Annotated in this window: 18 protein-coding genes; 12 read left to right on the top strand and 6 right to left on the bottom strand. The window is 50.5% G+C overall.

All coding sequences use genetic code 11. From position 1 onward, the window contains the following. Positions 1–144 precede the first annotated feature (144 nt). Positions 145–1,197, bottom strand: a complete 1,053-nt coding sequence (locus IB286_RS04095; RefSeq protein ID WP_190762791.1) for an AraC family transcriptional regulator — start codon at positions 1,195–1,197, stop codon at positions 145–147. A gap of 171 nt (positions 1,198–1,368) precedes the next feature. Here IB286_RS04095 and IB286_RS04090 point away from each other — a divergent pair, with 171 nt between their 5' ends. Next, positions 1,369–2,082 (top strand): hypothetical protein, encoded by a 714-nt coding sequence (locus tag IB286_RS04090; RefSeq protein ID WP_190762789.1) that lies wholly within the window; start codon positions 1,369–1,371, stop codon positions 2,080–2,082. 4 nt (positions 2,083–2,086) lie between these two features. Here IB286_RS04090 and IB286_RS04085 read toward each other — a convergent pair whose 3' ends face one another. Further along, on the bottom strand, positions 2,087–3,481 hold the full coding sequence (locus IB286_RS04085; RefSeq protein WP_190762788.1) for a sensor histidine kinase: 1,395 nt from the start codon (positions 3,479–3,481) through the stop codon (positions 2,087–2,089). After that, positions 3,468–4,145, bottom strand: a complete 678-nt coding sequence (locus IB286_RS04080) for a response regulator transcription factor (RefSeq protein WP_190762786.1) — start codon at positions 4,143–4,145, stop codon at positions 3,468–3,470. Before IB286_RS04080 ends, IB286_RS04085 begins: the two co-directional genes overlap by 14 nt. Positions 4,146–4,342: 197 nt before the next feature. Between IB286_RS04080 and IB286_RS04075 the strand changes: the two genes are divergently transcribed. Continuing rightward, positions 4,343–4,849: a hypothetical protein gene (locus IB286_RS04075; RefSeq protein WP_190762784.1), complete on the top strand. Its 507-nt coding sequence runs from the start codon at positions 4,343–4,345 to the stop codon at positions 4,847–4,849. Positions 4,850–4,924: 75 nt separating this feature from the next. Then, complete coding sequence (locus tag IB286_RS04070; protein WP_190762782.1) at positions 4,925–5,407, top strand: RDD family protein; 483 nt, start codon at positions 4,925–4,927, stop codon at positions 5,405–5,407. 7 nt (positions 5,408–5,414) lie between these two features. Here the strand turns inward: IB286_RS04070 and lptG are convergent, their stop codons facing one another. Together lptG and lptF are read right to left on the bottom strand one after the other, a co-directional pair. Continuing rightward, positions 5,415–6,476 carry an LPS export ABC transporter permease LptG gene (gene lptG / locus IB286_RS04065; protein ID WP_190762780.1) on the bottom strand — a complete coding sequence of 354 codons (1,062 nt, stop codon included), beginning with the start codon at positions 6,474–6,476 and terminating at the stop codon, positions 5,415–5,417. Beyond that, positions 6,469–7,581, bottom strand: a complete 1,113-nt coding sequence (lptF, locus tag IB286_RS04060; RefSeq protein ID WP_190762778.1) for an LPS export ABC transporter permease LptF — start codon at positions 7,579–7,581, stop codon at positions 6,469–6,471. The genes lptG and lptF overlap by 8 nt, the downstream gene beginning before the upstream one ends. A 177-nt stretch (positions 7,582–7,758) precedes the next feature. On the opposite strand from lptF, the gene IB286_RS04055 reads away from it, so the two are divergent. The 6 genes from IB286_RS04055 (at position 7,759) to IB286_RS15390 (ending at position 14,185) form a co-directional block, all read left to right on the top strand. Beyond that, positions 7,759–9,237, top strand: coding sequence for a leucyl aminopeptidase (locus IB286_RS04055; protein ID WP_190762776.1), 1,479 nt, complete (start codon positions 7,759–7,761; stop codon positions 9,235–9,237). A gap of 6 nt (positions 9,238–9,243) precedes the next feature. Further along, the gene (locus tag IB286_RS04050) at positions 9,244–9,675 is read left to right on the top strand and encodes a DNA polymerase III subunit chi (RefSeq protein ID WP_190762774.1); all 432 of its coding nucleotides are present in this window, start codon (positions 9,244–9,246) and stop codon (positions 9,673–9,675) included. 21 nt (positions 9,676–9,696) lie between these two features. Beyond that, entirely contained in the window at positions 9,697–10,116 is a 420-nt protein-coding gene (locus IB286_RS04045) for a hypothetical protein (RefSeq protein WP_190762772.1), read from the top strand. Between the two features lie 155 nt (positions 10,117–10,271). Further along, complete coding sequence (locus IB286_RS04040) at positions 10,272–13,139, top strand: valine--tRNA ligase (RefSeq protein WP_190762770.1); 2,868 nt, start codon at positions 10,272–10,274, stop codon at positions 13,137–13,139. A 287-nt stretch (positions 13,140–13,426) separates the two neighbouring features. Continuing rightward, positions 13,427–13,636 (top strand): cold-shock protein, encoded by a 210-nt coding sequence (locus tag IB286_RS04035; RefSeq protein ID WP_190762768.1) that lies wholly within the window; start codon positions 13,427–13,429, stop codon positions 13,634–13,636. A 327-nt stretch (positions 13,637–13,963) separates the two neighbouring features. After that, on the top strand, positions 13,964–14,185 hold the full coding sequence (locus IB286_RS15390) for a cold-shock protein (RefSeq protein ID WP_223826143.1): 222 nt from the start codon (positions 13,964–13,966) through the stop codon (positions 14,183–14,185). A gap of 5 nt (positions 14,186–14,190) precedes the next feature. Here the strand turns inward: IB286_RS15390 and IB286_RS04025 are convergent, their stop codons facing one another. Next, on the bottom strand, positions 14,191–14,418 hold the full coding sequence (locus IB286_RS04025) for a SlyX family protein (RefSeq protein ID WP_190762764.1): 228 nt from the start codon (positions 14,416–14,418) through the stop codon (positions 14,191–14,193). A 126-nt stretch (positions 14,419–14,544) separates the two neighbouring features. Between IB286_RS04025 and IB286_RS04020 the strand changes: the two genes are divergently transcribed. From IB286_RS04020 to IB286_RS04010, 3 genes are all read left to right on the top strand, one after another. After that, a complete protein-coding gene (locus IB286_RS04020; protein ID WP_190762762.1) occupies positions 14,545–14,898 on the top strand; it encodes an SUI1 family translation initiation factor in 354 nt (117 codons plus the stop codon). A gap of 161 nt (positions 14,899–15,059) precedes the next feature. Beyond that, a complete protein-coding gene (locus IB286_RS04015) occupies positions 15,060–16,703 on the top strand; it encodes a hypothetical protein (RefSeq protein ID WP_190762760.1) in 1,644 nt (547 codons plus the stop codon). 150 nt (positions 16,704–16,853) lie between these two features. Continuing rightward, positions 16,854–17,069, top strand: a complete 216-nt coding sequence (locus IB286_RS04010) for a hypothetical protein (protein WP_190763642.1) — start codon at positions 16,854–16,856, stop codon at positions 17,067–17,069. Positions 17,070–17,149 lie beyond the last annotated feature (80 nt).

Genomic DNA, 17,149 nt, shown 5'->3' with positions numbered 1-17,149 from the left:
TTTCAGCACAAAATTGAAAAGTTGGAAATTTAAAAGGCCACTAGGATTGCGGTCAGAGGCTTGTCCGGCAATGACATATACAGTCATCTCGCTGGACAGTTTTTATGGGGGGGGGTATATCAGACAGTCGCGAAAAAACGTGAATTAAGTGGGCTCGCGTTCGGTGCTGCGAAATTCACCGGGGGTTTTTCCGGTCCATTTTTTGAAGCAGCGGTGAAACGCCGAAGGATCGGTAAAGCCCATCAATGCGGCAACCGCATTGATGGACAATTCAGAATTACTCAAATACGCCATTGCCGCATCGCGTCGACATTCGTCTTTAAGCTGTTGAAAGGTCGTACCTTCTTTTTTGAGTCTGCGCCGCAGAGTGGGTGCCGACATATTCAACGCATCGGTGATCTTTTCAAAGCTGGGGAAGCCCTTGGAGAAATCGTGACCAATCATGGCCCGCACTCGGTTAACCAGCGAACCATCTCGGCGACTATTGGGCATCACCATCAGCGGATAAGGTGCCGTACGCAAAAAGTCTTTTAGACCCTGCTCATTTTGCACTAGGGGGTATTTCAAATAGCGGGTATCGAATACAAATTCATCCCGCAGTTGGCCGTAATACACCGGGCATCCAAACATCTGCTGATATTTTTCGACTTTGATTTTGCTGGCTGGCGCCTGTCCCGCAAAGCGCACCTCTTTCAGCAAAATATTGCTGCCAATTAACCAACAGAAATAACGGTGCCAAACCGAGAGTTTGTAAAGATCTTCGGTTTCGACGGTATCACCGGCAAAGCCTTTTTTAACACTGCTATAGCCAACAATGGCATTATCGCGGCGGGTATCGAGATAGAGGTGGGTATCGGCATCGTAAAAAGTGCGGAAGAATTCGCAGCCGCGCTTAATGGCTTTTTCGAGATTTTCGCAGCTCAATAAACAGTAACAAAGCATGCGAAATGCGCCGGGGGTCACCCCTTCGCCAAACATCAAGCCAAAAGCCTGATCCTGTAACAAGCTCATGACTTGCTGATACAGGCGGGTATACTGGATTGCGGAAATATTGTTTTGATAACCCGTCGAGCGCGGATTCATCGGATTAAAGGCGATATTGGCCTCACGTAAAATCCCGTTGTGGTCATAACCCCGTTCAACAACGAGGTTTAACAACGAGCGGGCAAATTTTGTGGGGACAACGTCCAAATCCATTGTATTTATACGTATTTTATAAGATTAGGTCACAATTTTCGTGTGGCATAGTAACACCAGCGCCACGGAGCTGATACGGTAATTGCTGGCTTTTAATCAAATGGTAAAACTCGGCTTATCTCGCTAGGCTAAAAGTATATTCAAAGGCGGGAACGCAAAGGATACTGCAAAATGGCCGAGGGAGGTGCCAATAGCATGAACAATGAAAGCTTTGATCTGTTTATCACCGGCCAATTGGCGGCGGGATACGCGCGTGAAACCGCTTTACAGCAACTGGCAAAATTGTTTAAACGCCCAGTGGCAGAGGTTGAAAAACTGCTCAACGGCCGCCCTACCCGGATTCGTAAAAATTTAAGCCCCGACGAACTGAATAAATTTCAAACCGCTTTTGATCGGATTGGTGTCATCACCGAAGCCATTCCCTGTCTGGATGAAGTCACTGCTATTGTGGCATCCAGCAAGCCCATTTCAGCACCCAAAGAGCCGGAAAACACCCCCCAAAATGCCATTGCCGAACACGCCGCTCAAGCGCCGCTAGCGGCCTTGTCGTTAGAACCGATTGGTAGCCCGGTGCTGCGTGAAAATGAGCGTCGCGGCGTTACCCATCGCGAAGTCGACACCTCAGCCCTGAGCTTGGCCCAAGCTGGCAGCATTCTGGAAACACCAAAGACGATAGACCGGCCCGCTCCGGCTACCGACCATTTGAGTCTTTCTGCGGCCGGTGCCGATATGCAAGATAACTACGATGATCGTTCAGCGGTGAACGTGGAACGCTTCAGCGGCAGTTTCAGCATTGCCGATAAGGGCGCAAAAATGCTGGAAGAGAAATACCAAAAGCCAACCTCTGCAACAGCACCCGACACCAGCTTTCTCGGCTTGGTTTAATCACTTAAACCACGGGTGTGGTATCTCGCGGCAGGCGAATCACCACTCGTAAACCGGGATGATTGTCTTCTAAGCTGATCTCACCTTCATGCAGGCGAACAACCGCCTGAACCAAGCTCAAACCCAGACCATTACCGGGCTGCTTGCCTCGGCTACTTTCCACCCGAAAGAAGCGCTGAAAGACTTTTTCCTTATCCCCTGCTGGAATACCAACACCGCTATCCGCAACGCTGATTTTAAAAGCGGCGGGCTCTACCGACAGCCCGACAAAGACTCGCCCACCCTCGGGGGTGTATTTAATGGCGTTGTCTACCAAGTTGGCCACGGCCTGAAACAACAGGTTGCGATCACCGTGAAAGGCCCCGACCTTCGCCATGCCGGTTTCTAGCTGTTGGTCTTTATCTTGGGCAAGCGGCTCGTACAGCTCAATAACATCAGAAACCAGCGTACACAGATCAATATCCGCAAAGCCTGAGCGACGGTTACCGGACTCAACCTGTGTAATACGCAGCAACGCGCTGAAGGTGCCCAACAAGCCATCCGCTTCTTCAATCAAGGCGGCAACTTCACCCTGAGCATCGGGGCAGGCGGTTTCATTATAGAGTTCCGACAAGCGATTTCTAAGACGCGTTAGCGGCGTTCTAAGATCGTGGGCAATATTATCCGAGACTTGCCGGACGCCATTCATCAATACCTCAATGCGGTCTAGCATCTGGTTGATATTGATGGACAACTGCCGCAAATCACCGCGACTGCCCTTGCCGTCAATGCGCTCGGAAAAATCGCCAGACATGATATGCCTAACGGTTTTATTAATGCGCTCAATTTGTCGCAGACTGAGAGCCGTCGCAACCGCGCCACCCAAGGTGCCCAGAATAATGGTGACCACCATACTTTGGATAAGCGCACCGGCAACCAGTTTAGTGCTGGTTAGAATATCGGCGTAATGCCGGGCCACTAGAACCTGTTCGCCGCTAGGCAAGGTTTTGATACGGGCAATAAACTCGGTATTTACCGGGTCTTTAATGGTGCTGAGCGCATCTTGCAGATCAAAGCCCAACCAACCATCGCGATAGGTTTCTGTCGCAGGCCACTGTTCAAGGCTACCGGTAATACGCTGCCGGTTTTCGTCACCAATAAAGTAGAAGAAACGAATTAAGCGTTCGGGGCCGCTGTGCTCTCGAATAAAGGTATCCGCAGACTCGACGCCACCAGAAAGATAGGCGGCACTGAGTTCATCCAACTCCTGATTCACCGAGCGGTGAACATCGGAAAAGGAGTCATAGGCGATAAAGGCGTAAATAACGCCGAGCACCATAAAAACGCTGACACTCAGCCAGGCAACGTAACCAACCAGAAAGCGGAAGGTAAAACTGGTAAAAATCTTACTGAGGAACATCCAGCATATACCCCGCGCCACGCACTGTATTCAACAATGGCTGATCAAAGCCTTTATCGATTTTCTGCCGCAAGCGGCTAATATGCACGTCGATCACATTGGTCTGCGGGTCGAAATGATAATCCCAGACATTTTCCAGCAGCATGGTACGGGTCACCACTTGGCCCGCGTGGCGCATTAAATACTCCAGCAGCTTGTATTCTCGCGGCTGCAAATTGAATACCACGCCACCTCGAGTCACCTTGTGTGCCAGCAAATCCATTTCCAGATCAGCCACTTTCAAGCGAGTAACCGCCGAGCCAGTTTCCTGACGTCGCAACACCACTTCAATACGCGCCAATAACTCGGCAAAGGCAAAAGGTTTGGTCAGGTAATCATCGCCGCCAGCTTTTAAGCCCTTCACCCGGTCGTCCACTTCACCGAGGGCACTCAAAATCAGGGCCGGAGTATTGTTATTGGAGGCGCGCAGGGTTTGAATAATTGTGAGCCCGTCCACATTTGGCAACATTCGGTCTACGATCAGCGCGTCAAATTCCTCTGTCGTCGCCTTGACAAGCCCAGACTTCCCGTCTGCCGCGTGTTCCACCTGATATCCGCTCTCTTTCAGGCCCTTGATTATGTAGTCGGCAACGCTGTTATCGTCTTCTATCAGCAGTATCCGCATATCTCATTTCCAACCTTAAGCTGTTGTTTTTTATTCAGTTTAACCACTATGACTCAATTTATTCACAATGTCGTCAAATACGCCCGGTAATGTAGTTGTACCTGTGTTCGGCGTAGTTACCCGTATACATTCTGAAACAGGGCCAAATTAATCTAGATCTCAGTCAAGTTCAGCCGAAACCATAGAGGTTTGGAACGATGAAACGACCGAAGATTACCAGCGCACTGTTGATTAGCAAATACCTGCAAGGCAAATACCTGCTCAGCAAAGTATTACTCGCCTGCAGTTTGCTATTCTCCAGCTTGGCCGCACATGCCGAATCACTCTGGCATCGCGATCAGGGTGAAATCACTCTGCCAGCGGATTATCGCCCCGGCTACAAACCCAGTGTTAACTTCATTGTGGAGCAAGACATTGAGACCGGTACTTTTATTGCTCACCCCGAAACCCAAGCGCGCTTCAACCGCCTGTGGATGAATCAGAGCCAAGATAAAACCGGTAAACAAGCTGAAAAAGCCCTACTTAAAATTGGCGCCAAAGCCCTGTACAAAATGATGTATCAGCGCAGCAAGTCAGCTAAGAGCTTTTTGCCTGATGAAGAAGGCAAACTGTCGCTAAATTCAGACTACAAAAAGTACAAACTGGACTACGATGTTCACGTTCGCAGCAGCTCTCTCACCCTGGGTATGAATGTAGAATTCTAAACGCCCACCGCCAAGCTCGCCTCAACTCGCGAGTTTGCTACAATCGCGTTTTTTCTAATCTGTAGCAAACCGATAATGTCTGATTTTCCTAATGCCGGTGTCTGGCGGCGACTCGCCGCCATGGTGTATGACTCGTTTTTGATCTTTGCCCTGCTGTTTATCGCCAGCCTGATTCCCACGCTGATTCTCAACGCTGGCAATCTGGGCGCTAGCCCGGAAACCAATACGGTTGTTCACGAACTCAACTCGCCTTTGGGTGGCTGGCTGTATCGTTTTTATCTACTGGCGGTGATTGCCGGCTTTTATTTGGCATTCTGGCTAAAGAGCGGGCAAACCTTAGGTATGCAGGCTTGGAAGCTAAAGCTGGTTAACCAACATGGCAATCTACCCAACGCCAAACAGGCGCTGGTTCGGCTGCTGGTAGGGCTGCCATCCCTACTCTTATTCGGCATGGGCTATTGGTGGATCTGGCTTGATAAAGAAAATCGTAGCTGGCACGACCGCGCCTCGGGTACCAAGGTGATCGTCTTACCGAAAGAAGATAAAAAGCCCAGATAAACTGGGCTTAAGTTTTTTTAGCTAGTAGCACAACGCCAATAGCGAAGCACACCACAATTGGAATTACGCTGGCGTAAACGGGATCAAAGCCATACACCAGGCTGGACGGACCGAGAATATCCTGCAAGGTGCGAAAGATAATACCGACCATCACCCCGATAAACACCCTAAAGCCCATGGTGACTTGGCGGAGCGGCCCAAAGATAAACGAAATCGCCACCATCACCATGCCCAGAATCATCAGCGGCTGCAGGATTTTATTCCAGAACGCCAGTTGGTAATCCCCGGCATTCAAACCCTGCTTATCCAGATAGTTGGCGTAGCGCCACAAGCCACTAATCGACAAATCCTCTGGATCAAGCACCAAGATATTTAACAGCTCAGGCGATAATTCCGTATCCCAACGCAGCTCGGAATAGCGCTTTTTAGTCGCCTCGGTTTCTGCAAACTCAACCGCGCTCACCTCTTCCATCAGCCAGTAACCCTCTTGGTAACTGGCGCGCTCGGCAAAGGTATTGGCGGTGAGTTCGCGGTTTTCATCAAAGCGATAAACACTTACCCCGTACAACACGCCGTTGGGCTGCACCGCATTGAAGTGCATAAACTCATTGCCTTCCCGGTGCCACATACCGTACTGACTGTGGATATTGGCTGATTTTTGTAAGGCCACACCGCGCTGGCTCTCGGCAATCTGCTGGCTTACCGGCGCCACATATTCCGCTACCAACAAGCCCAATAAGGTCAAAATAATCGTTGGCCGAATCACCGCCAAGATCAGGCGAAAGGTTGAGATACCCGCCGCCCGCATCACCACCAGTTCACTGCTACTGGCGAGATTACCTAAACCCGCCAAGCAACCCACCAGAGCCGCAAAAGGCAGGTATTGATAAAAACTACCGGGCGCCACCATCAGCACGTATTTCAGTACCGCGACAAAATCGTAGTCGCCCCGGATTTCTTTCAATTCATCAATCAATTGCGAAAGCAGATCAATGCCCACAATCACCAGCAGTACCAAAATAATCGCGGCGGTGACAGTGCGTCCGATATACCGATTCAGCTTAACCACGGCGACGCCTCCATGCTAACCACCAATGCCGATAAATACTGTCGCGGTAAAGCAACAAAATCCCCAGCGAGAAAAAAGCAAAATGGATTGCCCACATGCCCGGCATCGGCGGCCAATCGCCCTTGGCAATCGCATCTCGGCTAGCGTTCAAGGCAACAAGGTAAATCATATACAGCATAAATGCGGGAAACATTTTGCCGTAACGGCCGCGTCGGTGATCGGTCTTGCTCAGCGACATAGCAATAAGCGCGGCAACGGGCACTAACAAGCTCAGAGAAATACGCCACTGCAACACAGCAATATCTTCCAGTCGATCAGAGCCCCACAGCTCCGAGGTAGGCTTGCCATCCAGTTCTTGGCGATAGGTTTTTATTTCCGGCTGTAAAAATAGCTGACTCAAGCCATCAAAGCGGGTGCGCTGGTAATCCATATAGCCCGGCTGGCCAACATAGCGCACGCCTTTTTCCAGAATCAGGCGCTTTTCACCGTGCTCTTCATCCACCTGAAACACACCATTCTGAGCAGTGATTATCGACACCAAGCTGCGGCCGTTTTCCTGCACAGGCTCTGGCTGAGCAACAAACACCGCCTTCATCGACTGAGTATTGCGGTCGACAGATTCGATATAGGTCACTCGGCCACTGGATTTGTCGAGCCGGAAACGGCCTTCCACCGTTGCTTCTACGCCAATTTCTGCCCGGCTATCTGCCAGCTTTTCCCGCGAAGCGCGAATGCCATCCGGGGTCACCACCATGCTGATATAAGCCACAATCAAGGCGATAAAAAATGCGGGGATTTGGGTATAGAGCAACATTCTGCGACGGCTCATGCCACAGGCATTCATCACCGTCATCTCGCTATCAACATAGAGACGACCGTAGGACAGCAGAATACTGATGAATAAACCGAGAGGCAGTACCACCTCCAAGAAGCTGGGCAGGCGGTAAAGCATAATAATGAACAGCACTTCCGGGGCAAAATCACCCGATGCCGCTTGGGCAAGAAACTTCACAAAGCGGCCGCTCATGATGATTGCCAGCAAGGCGATGGTCACCGCCACAACCGACTTCAACACCTCGGCGGCAAGATAGCGAAATAAAATCAAGCAGGGACTCCCTGTATACCTTTTCTTGCTACTGCCACAGAGCAGCAGTTCCACGCGTGGATGATACGTTCTACACTAGGCGCTGTTAACCAAAATATTTTTATTGGCCCAGCAATACCGTGCAAGCCCAATAAATGATTAAAGACCAATAACGCGTACAGCCCCATTGAGGACCCTATGCAGATTTCTCTGAAGCCAGCCAAGAATGCCGCCGCTCTGACCACCGACCTACTCGCCGTTTGCCTTGCAGAAGGCCCTCTAAACGCCGAATTACAAGCACTGGATACCGCCATTGGTGGCACGATCTCCCGTTTGATCAGCCGCAAGGAATTTACCGGCAAGGCCAAAGAAAGTCTTTACCTCCCAGAGGTGCAGGGCCTTAAAGCTAAGCGCGTATTGCTACTGGGAATTGGCGATGCCGAAAAAGCGCTCAGTATTGCCGAGTTCGATAGCTTGCTGGCCGCCAGCGCCGACTGCGCGAGCAAGAGCAATAGCAAATCCATGAGCCTGTTGTCTGAGTCGCTCAAGGTTGAAGGCCTCTCAAATGCCGATATGCTGCAACGTGCCGCCAAGGTGCTTGAGGTCGGCCAATATCGCTATACCACCACATTGAGCAAGCCCAAACCCGCCAGCTCTTTAAAATCCGTCACATTACAAGCCGCCAATAGTGCCGCCAATCAGCAAGCGGTCGCGCGCGGACAAGCCATTGCACTGGGTATTACCACTGCGCGTCAGCTCGGCAACCTGCCCGCAAATATCTGTAACCCTGATTTTCTGGCCAAAGAAGCCAAAAAGCTGGGCCGTAAATCACCCCAATTGAGTGTCAGCGTTCTCGACGAGAAGAAAATGCTGGAACTGGGCATGGGCGCCCTGCTCTCGGTTACTGCCGGCACCGAACAACCTGCGCGTCTGATCGTGATGGAATACAAAGGCGGCGCTAAAAATACCGCACCTCACGTTTTAGTTGGCAAGGGGATTACCTTCGACACCGGCGGCATCAGCATCAAGCCCAGCGGCAAGATGGAAGAAATGAAATTCGATATGTGCGGTGCGGCCAGTGTGCTCGGCACCATGAACGCCGTAGTTGAAATGGCGCTGCCGATCAACGTAGTTGGCATCGTGGCCGCCGCCGAGAATATGCCCAGCGGCAAAGCCACCAAGCCCGGCGATGTGGTAACCAGCATGTCTGGCCAAACCATCGAGGTTGTAAATACCGATGCCGAAGGCCGCTTGGTACTTTGCGATGCACTGACCTACGCTGCCAAATTCAAACCCGCCTCTATTATTGATATTGCCACCCTGACCGGTGCCTGTGTTGTCGCCCTCGGCAATCACGCCAGCGGCCTGTACAGCAATCAGGATGACTTTGCTCAAGAATTACTGGCGGCGGGTGTACGCAGCTGGGACCGCGCCTGGCAAATGCCACTGTGGAACGATTACCAGCAGCAGCTCGACACCAGTTATGCGGATATCTGTAATGTTGGCGGCCCAGCCGGCGGCAGTGTCACTGCAGCGTGCTTCCTGTCGCGTTTTGCCAAGGATCAACGCTGGGCTCACCTCGACATTGCCGGCACCGCGTGGACCAGTCATGCCAAAGGCGCTACCGGTCGCCCTGTTGGCTTGCTCTGCGAATACCTGATTAGCAAAACCGCTTAAGCACCTATGACTCGGATCGACTTTTATATTCTGTCCTCCGCTGAGCAACATACCGCCTGGCTCTACTGCTGTCGCTTGGTGCAAAAAGCGTGGCAGCACGGCCATCAGGTCTTTATCTGTTGTGAAGATGACGCGAGCTGCCAAGCGGTAAACGACTTGCTGTGGACCTTTCGCCCAGACAGCTTTCTGCCTCACTCACTTGCGAGTGAGGCTGGGAAAACCACAGATACTATTTGCATTGGCACGGCAAACCAACTGGGCGAGCACTGCGATGTACTGGTCAACCTCTGTCGGGAAACTCCGCCCCAATTCAGTCGTTTTAAGCGCTTGAGCGAGATTGTTTTTCAGCAGCCTGAGTGGTTAAACGCATCACGTCAGCGTTACAGTGCCTATCAGCAACGCGGCTATCCCTTGCATAAACACGACGTCGCCGCCTAAAAGGGCACACAGGAATTACCCATGCTCAGTAAATTATTTGGCCGAAAACACGATCAAGACAGTGACAAAAACTTCTCCGCCAGCCGAGATAATTCTGCCACCGACAAACCCTTGCTCAACGAGCTAGAAGATTTACAGCAAGCACTGCATGCCTCGCCCAGTATCAATCCTGAATCGATTCCGGTATTGGACGATATTATTGAAAGCGGCTCCGGCCAGAAAACCTCAGCGGCTGATTCTTCCATCAATGAAGACACGCTAGATAAAGGCGCCGTACTCGACTTCACCCCTGAGACCAGCAATAGCCTTAATGAGCGAAATGAAGAACAGCTCGACCAGCTTATTCAGGAATTAATGAACGAGTTAATGCCCACGCTAGAGGCGCAGCTCAAGCAAAAGCTTATTGAACTCGTGCCCCGCTATCTCAACAGCAAATCATAGGGACAAGTTGCCCCTTTCCTTTTGCCTCAATACGGCAAAAATCAGTATACTTAGCGCCCTTTTCAGCCCAGTTTATTCAGGCTATCTCCGCCATTGCATAAGTAATCGCGAGGTGGCACTGATCGCTTTTTGTATTTGACCGACCCAGAGACAGTATGGACAAGACCTACCAGCCCAGCGACATCGAAACCAAGTGGTACCAAAACTGGGAAGCCAGCGGCTATTTTTCTCCCAGCGGTAATGGCCCCAGCTACAGCATTATGATTCCGCCACCGAATGTCACCGGCAGTCTGCATATGGGCCATGCCTTCCAAGACGCGATCATGGACGCCCTCACCCGCTACCAACGCATGAAGGGCAGCAACACCCTTTGGCAAGTGGGCACTGACCACGCCGGTATCGCCACGCAAATGGTGGTAGAGCGCAAACTGGCCGCAGAAGAAAACAAAACCCGCCACGATCTCGGCCGTGAAGCATTTGTCGACAAAATCTGGGAATGGAAAGAAGAGTCTGGCGGCACCATTACCCGCCAACTGCGCCGTTTGGGCGCATCAGTCGACTGGAATCACGAACGCTTCACCATGGATGAAGGCTTCTATAAAGCAGTTCAGGAAGTGTTTGTTCGCCTTTACGATGACGGCCTTATTTACCGGGGCAAGCGCCTGGTGAACTGGGACCCCAAACTGCACACCGCCATTTCCGATCTTGAAGTCGAAAACAAAGACGAAAAAGGCTTTATGTGGCACTTCCGCTATCCACTGGCAGACGGTGCTACTACTAGCGAAGGCAAAGACTATTTAGTTGTCGCCACCACACGCCCGGAAACCATGCTGGGCGATACCGCTGTTGCCGTGAACCCCGCCGATGAGCGCTACCAATCATTGATTGGCAAATTTATCACCCTGCCCTTGGTGAACCGCCGTATTCCCATTGTGGCCGATGATTACGTCGACCGTGAATTCGGCACCGGCTGCGTAAAAATCACCCCGGCTCACGACTTTAATGACTATGCGGTCGGCCAGCGCCACAAGCTGCCGATGATCAATATCATGACCATCGACGCTGCCATTCGCGACACCGCCGAGGTGTTTAATAGCGATAGCACGGCCAATTCCGACATCGATGCCAGCTTGCCCAGCGCCTACGCCGGCTTGGATCGCAGCGATGCCCGTAAAGCCATTGTTGCCGACCTAGACAGTGCCGGGCTGTTGGAAAAAGTCGACGATCACGCCTTGAAAGTACCGCGTGGTGACCGCTCGGGCCTGATTATTGAGCCGCTGCTCACTGACCAATGGTTTGTCGCTACCCAGAAACTGGCTAAGCCCGCCATTGAAGCGGTAGAAGACGGCCGCATTCAATTTGTACCCAAGCAATACGAAAACATGTATTTCAGTTGGATGCGCGACATTCAAGATTGGTGTATCTCTCGCCAACTTTGGTGGGGCCACCGCGTGCCAGCTTGGTACGATGCCGAAGGCAATATCTATGTTGCCCGCAACGAAGAAGACGCCCGCAGCAAATACAATCTGGCGGCAGATATTGAGCTACACCAAGACGAAGACGTACTCGACACCTGGTTCAGCTCTGCACTGTGGACCTTCGGCACCTTGGGTTGGCCAGAACAGACCGAGCGCCTGAAAACCTTCCACCCTACCGATGTCCTGGTGACCGGCTTCGATATTATTTTCTTCTGGGTAGCGCGCATGATCATGATGACCATGCACTTTATGAAGAATGAAGACGGCAGCGACCAAGTTCCCTTTAAAACCGTTTATGTCACCGGCCTGATCCGCGATGAACAAGGCCAGAAAATGTCCAAGTCCAAGGGCAATGTGCTCGACCCACTGGATATGATTGACGGCATTGATCTGGAAAGCCTGCTGGAAAAACGAACCGGCAATATGATGCAGCCACAACTGGCTGAAAAAATTGCCAGAGCGACTCGCAAATCCTTCCCAGAAGGCATCGGCGCCCACGGCACCGACGCCCTGCGCTTCACCCTGTATTCGCTAGCCTCTACCGGCCGCGATATTAACTGGGACATGAAACGCCTAGAGGGCTACCGCAACTTCTGCAACAAAATCTGGAATGCGGCCCGCTATGTAATGATGAACACAGAGGGCGAAGACTGCGGCATTAACGGCGAGCCGGTAGATTTAAGTTTGGCTGATCGCTGGATTATCGCCCGTCTGCAACAAACCGAGCAGCAGGTTGCCGATGCGATGCAGGCATACCGCCTAGACCACGCTTCGCAAGCTATTTACGAATTCATCTGGAACGAATACTGCGACTGGTATTTGGAACTCTCCAAGCCTGTACTTTGGGATGACAACGCCAGCCCAGAGGCCAAGCGCGGCACCCGCCGCACGCTGATAAAAGTATTGGAAGCCACACTGCGGCTGGCCCATCCGTTCATGCCCTTTATCACCGAAGAAATTTGGCAGCGGGTTGCGCCTATTGCTGGGGTCATTGCTAGCGACGCCAGCGCCAGTATTATGCTGCAGCGCTATCCGCAGCCAGAAGGTGAAAAGCTGGATGAACAAGCCATTGCCGACGCCGAATGGCTGAAAGCCGTCATTGTTGCCGTGCGTAATATTCGCGGCGAAGTGAATGTACCGCCGAGCAAAGCCCTGAATGTGATGTTGAAAAACAGTTCAGCCCTCGACCAACAACGCCTTGAAGCCACCAAGCCCTTCCTGCTCAAGCTCGCCAAACTAGACAGCATTGAAGTGCTGGCAGAAGGCACTGAAGCGCCAGCCTCCATCACCCAACTTGTGGGTGAAATGGAAGTACTAGTGCCCATGGCAGGTCTGGTCGATAAAGAAGCTGAACTGGCCCGCTTGACTAAAGAACTACAGAAGCTAGATAAAGAAATTCAGCGCCTTGCTGGCAAACTCGGTAACGCCGGTTTTGTCGATAAAGCGCCCGCCGATGTGGTTGAAAAAGAAAAGCAAAAGCTGGCCAGTATGGAAAGTGCCCGCGACACCCTTCAGCAGCAATATCAGCACATCGAGTCGCTCTAAGGCCCTCAAAACACCTGCACAACACCTCCGCGCAATCTCATTTGCGCGAGAAGGTGCTATTTTTTGTACAAAATCCGTAGACAGGAAATGTCTACGGGTTATAGTAGGAAGCGATTTCGGCTTAGACAGCGTTGCCCACGCCTACTGCAAGATGTTTTCTTTCAGACTCAACAGCCCCGATTCTTTCCAGCAGTCTCCTGCACTGCTTCCTATTTTTATCCCCTGTAGTTCGATCCAAACACCTAACTCGTTTTCTGTTCACGCTTTACCTGCTAGAGGCCAATGCAATGAGTGACCGTATAACCGGGACTGTTAAATGGTTTAATAATGCCAAGGGATTTGGGTTTATCACCCGAAACGAAGGTGACGATGTCTTCGTTCACTTCCGCTCTATTCGTGGCGACGGCTACCGCACCCTTGATGAGGGCCAAGCGGTAGAATTCAATTTGGTCGATGGCCCCAAAGGACTGCAAGCCGAAGACGTGCTCAAAGTCTAAGCCTCAAACGCACTCCACAACGCGAAATCATATACCCGCAATGGTATACTTGCGGCCCATATGGCTTATGGCCTGTTCTTGATGTTGCTCCCGATTTAGAAATCAACGCGAGCAACATTTGTTTTATTTGTTGTTACGGTTATTTCTATGTTTGTTGTTGTCTTTCTTTTAGCTGCATGCGTCATCACTCTGCTAGGCAGCCTTGTTTTCGCACTGCTCAACCTACCTGTTACCGCAGTCAGTGCCGCCATTCTATTTCTCTGCAGCGTCATTGCACTCATTCTTGGCCCAAAATTAGCTACGCTCAGCCAAGGCCTTAAAAATGCCCTGCCGCAAAAGAGCAGCAAAACCCAAGGCAGTGTTAAATGGTTTAACGTCAGTAAAGGCTACGGATTTATTTCCGCCGATGATGGCACCGAAGTGTTTGTACACTTCCGTTCAATTGCCGAGAAGGGACGCCGAGGATTACAACAAGGCCAGCGCGTTGCCTTTGAGCTGACTGATGGCGAGAAAGGTCCGCAAGCAGAAAACGTTACGGTAGTGAAATAAAGCAATCAATAATGTGGTGGGCGCTCATCTAATAGTGAGCCGCCCTCACCTGCAGGTTTTTCTACCGCATCGGCCAACTGCAAACACAGCTCGCGCAACGCCTTTAATTGCTGTTGTAAAACCTGTATCTCGCGATCTTGCGACACCACTCGCTCATTCAAGGCTTGCAACAAGTCTTCCTGAAAGGCGAACTGGCTTTGTAATTCATCCAGTTGTTGTTGAGTGTCATTCATTACAGATCAAAGCTCGATTAATAAGGGCGCGACACCTATTATATCCTGCAACTCAGTGATATCGCGCAACTCAGTGCTTTTAACTTTTTCGCGCTTCATCTTTTCTAACACAAATCCGAATTTATTATGTCCCGACTCGTCTACTCCACCGACCGCGGCCAACTTTGCCCCGAATGCCATCAAGCCATCGACGCCTGCCGTTGCAAAGAAATTGCCGAGCAACAGCGCCTCAATAATAGTGACGGCATCGTCCGTATTCGTAGAGAAACCAAAGGCCGAAAAGGCAAAGGCGTAACGATTGTTAGCGGCCTGCCCCTAACCGGCGAAGAATTAAAAAAACTCGCCAAAGAACTTAAGCAAAAACTCAGCACCGGTGGCGCCATTAAAGACGGCGAGCTGGAGTTTCAGGGTGATGTTCGGCAAGCGTTAAAACCCTTGCTTGAAGGCAAAAGCTACACGGTAAAAATTTCGGGAGGTTAACATCTACCGTTATCGATGGCTCGATAGAGGTCCGACCAAAAGGTAATTTTCTCGCAATCCTTTCACTGCGAATGAATATCACTATGAAAAAAACCTGCAACATATCAATGATATTGTTCCGGGCTTAATTCGTATTATCAATAAATTCGTTCGAGTGATCTATGAGCCAACACATTCGCCTTCTTCCTGCCTGCTTCTCTATTGTCGCCGCCTTAACACTGAGTGCCTGCGACAATTCATCGCGAATGTCTTCATCAACTCCTGGGCAATTGCCAGAACCCAAACTCGAAAATGTAGTTGTCGTATCGAATGAGATCACAACAAACCTTGAAGGTCCGATTCCTCCCCAGTGCTATACCAAGACCGAGGGACAACACAACCCTTGCTACACCTGCCACCAAGTCTACGACCGAACTGAAAACGCCTACCGTCAAAATCTATTAGATGATGGTGGCCTGCAAGGTGACTATATGTTTTCAGATGTCGGCGAGACTAATCACTGGAAAAATCTCTTTGTAGATAGAACACAATGGATTGATAGCGTCAGTGACGCCACTATTGATGCTTATATTAGCCAAGATAACTACTCGCAACTCACCGAAAGACTGGCTCAGACGGGATGGCAGGGCTTTACGCCAGATTTAGATAACTTTGCTGATTCGGCAGCCGCATTTGACGAGCAAGGCTTCGCGAAAGACGGTAGCTATTGGATAGCATTTAACTACAAACCCTTCCCCGGTACTTTCTGGCCAACAAATGGCTCAACCGATGACGTCATTATTCGACTTCCCAAAGAATTCAGAGAGCGCCAAGGCAACGTTGATCGAAATATGTATTTTCTGAACTTGTCGCTATTGGAAATGAGCATCAAAGATCTACCGGAAATATCTATCCCGAAAACTAACGAAACCGCCTTAGATGTTGACTTAAATGGCGATGGCCAACTATCTGAAAATGTCAGCACAATGATCAAGCGTAGCTACTATCTCGGCGATGCCAGCGAGATAGCCGTTATCGAACAACAATATCCATTGGGCACAGAGTTCATGCACTCGGTTCGCTATGTTGGCAGCAATATCCAAGGCGACATCTTTATTCCCAAGCGCATGAAAGAACTGCGTTACATGAAAAAAATAAGAACCATGAGCAAGCAGGAATTTCGTAATCGTTACGCCCGTGAGCGTAAAGAAAAGTTCCTTGGCGAAATTCCTAACTATGTCAATTTAGGCGATCGCGGTATTGATAACGGCATGGGCTGGTTAGTGCAGGGCTTCATAGAAGATCAAGAAGGTGCATTGCGTCCACAAAGTTATGAAGAAAATTTATTTTGCATGGGCTGTCATGCCGCCATCGGCACCACAGTCGACCAAACCTTTGCCTTTGGCAGAAAAGTCACTGGCGAATCCGGCTGGGGTTACATCAATCTAAAAGGTATGCCTGACGCCAAAAACCTTAACGAAGAAGGCGGAGAAATTCTTAACTACCTCAAACGTAATGGCGGCGGCAATGAGTTTAGAGAAAACGACGAAATGCTTGCGCGTTGGTATAACGAAGACCACACCGTCAATGAAGAGGCCGTAAAACAGGCCGATGTATACGAATTACTCAAGCCCTCTCGCGAGCGCGCCTTAAAGTTAAATAAGGCTTATACCCACATCGTCCGTCATCAAAGCTTCATCTACGGAAGAGATGCCACCTGGACTCCGGCACTAAACGTATACACGGATATTGACCAATCTATCGCCCCTCTTGGGCAGAAATTTCGCTTCTACGGATGGGATATTCGTCTCGACTGGTCGCATTAAGCCCCCTTATATCAATCAGATCGTGGACTTGATTCACGGTCTGATTGCCTTCAAAAATCTGCAACATAATCATAACCAAATCGATATTAATTATTCATAAATCATCTATAGCTTATGGCACTCCCGTAGTTATTCCATGGAATCCATAAAATGTCTGAGATGATGTCTTTTCGTAAAAAATTACTCGCAGTCTCCATTACTGCAGCGGTTGCACTGCTGACCGCCTGTGGTGGTGATGACGGGAAAGATGGTGTTAACGGTATCGATGGTACTAACGGCACCAATGGTACTAACGGTACTAATGGCACCAACGGTACTGATGGTGTAATCCCCCCATTTACCGCAACAGCTATTCGTAGAATTTAAGCTGCTTTTAGCAGTTGTCTTGGAGGTATGCCTCCTATCGCCGAGTTGGGCCGTTCATTGTTGTACATCCAGAGCCACTC

It is taken from the genome of Spongiibacter pelagi (assembly GCF_014705705.1).
GTDB lineage: Bacteria > Pseudomonadota > Gammaproteobacteria > Pseudomonadales > Spongiibacteraceae > Spongiibacter > Spongiibacter pelagi.
This window is presented reverse-complemented; position numbering and strand designations above follow the sequence as displayed.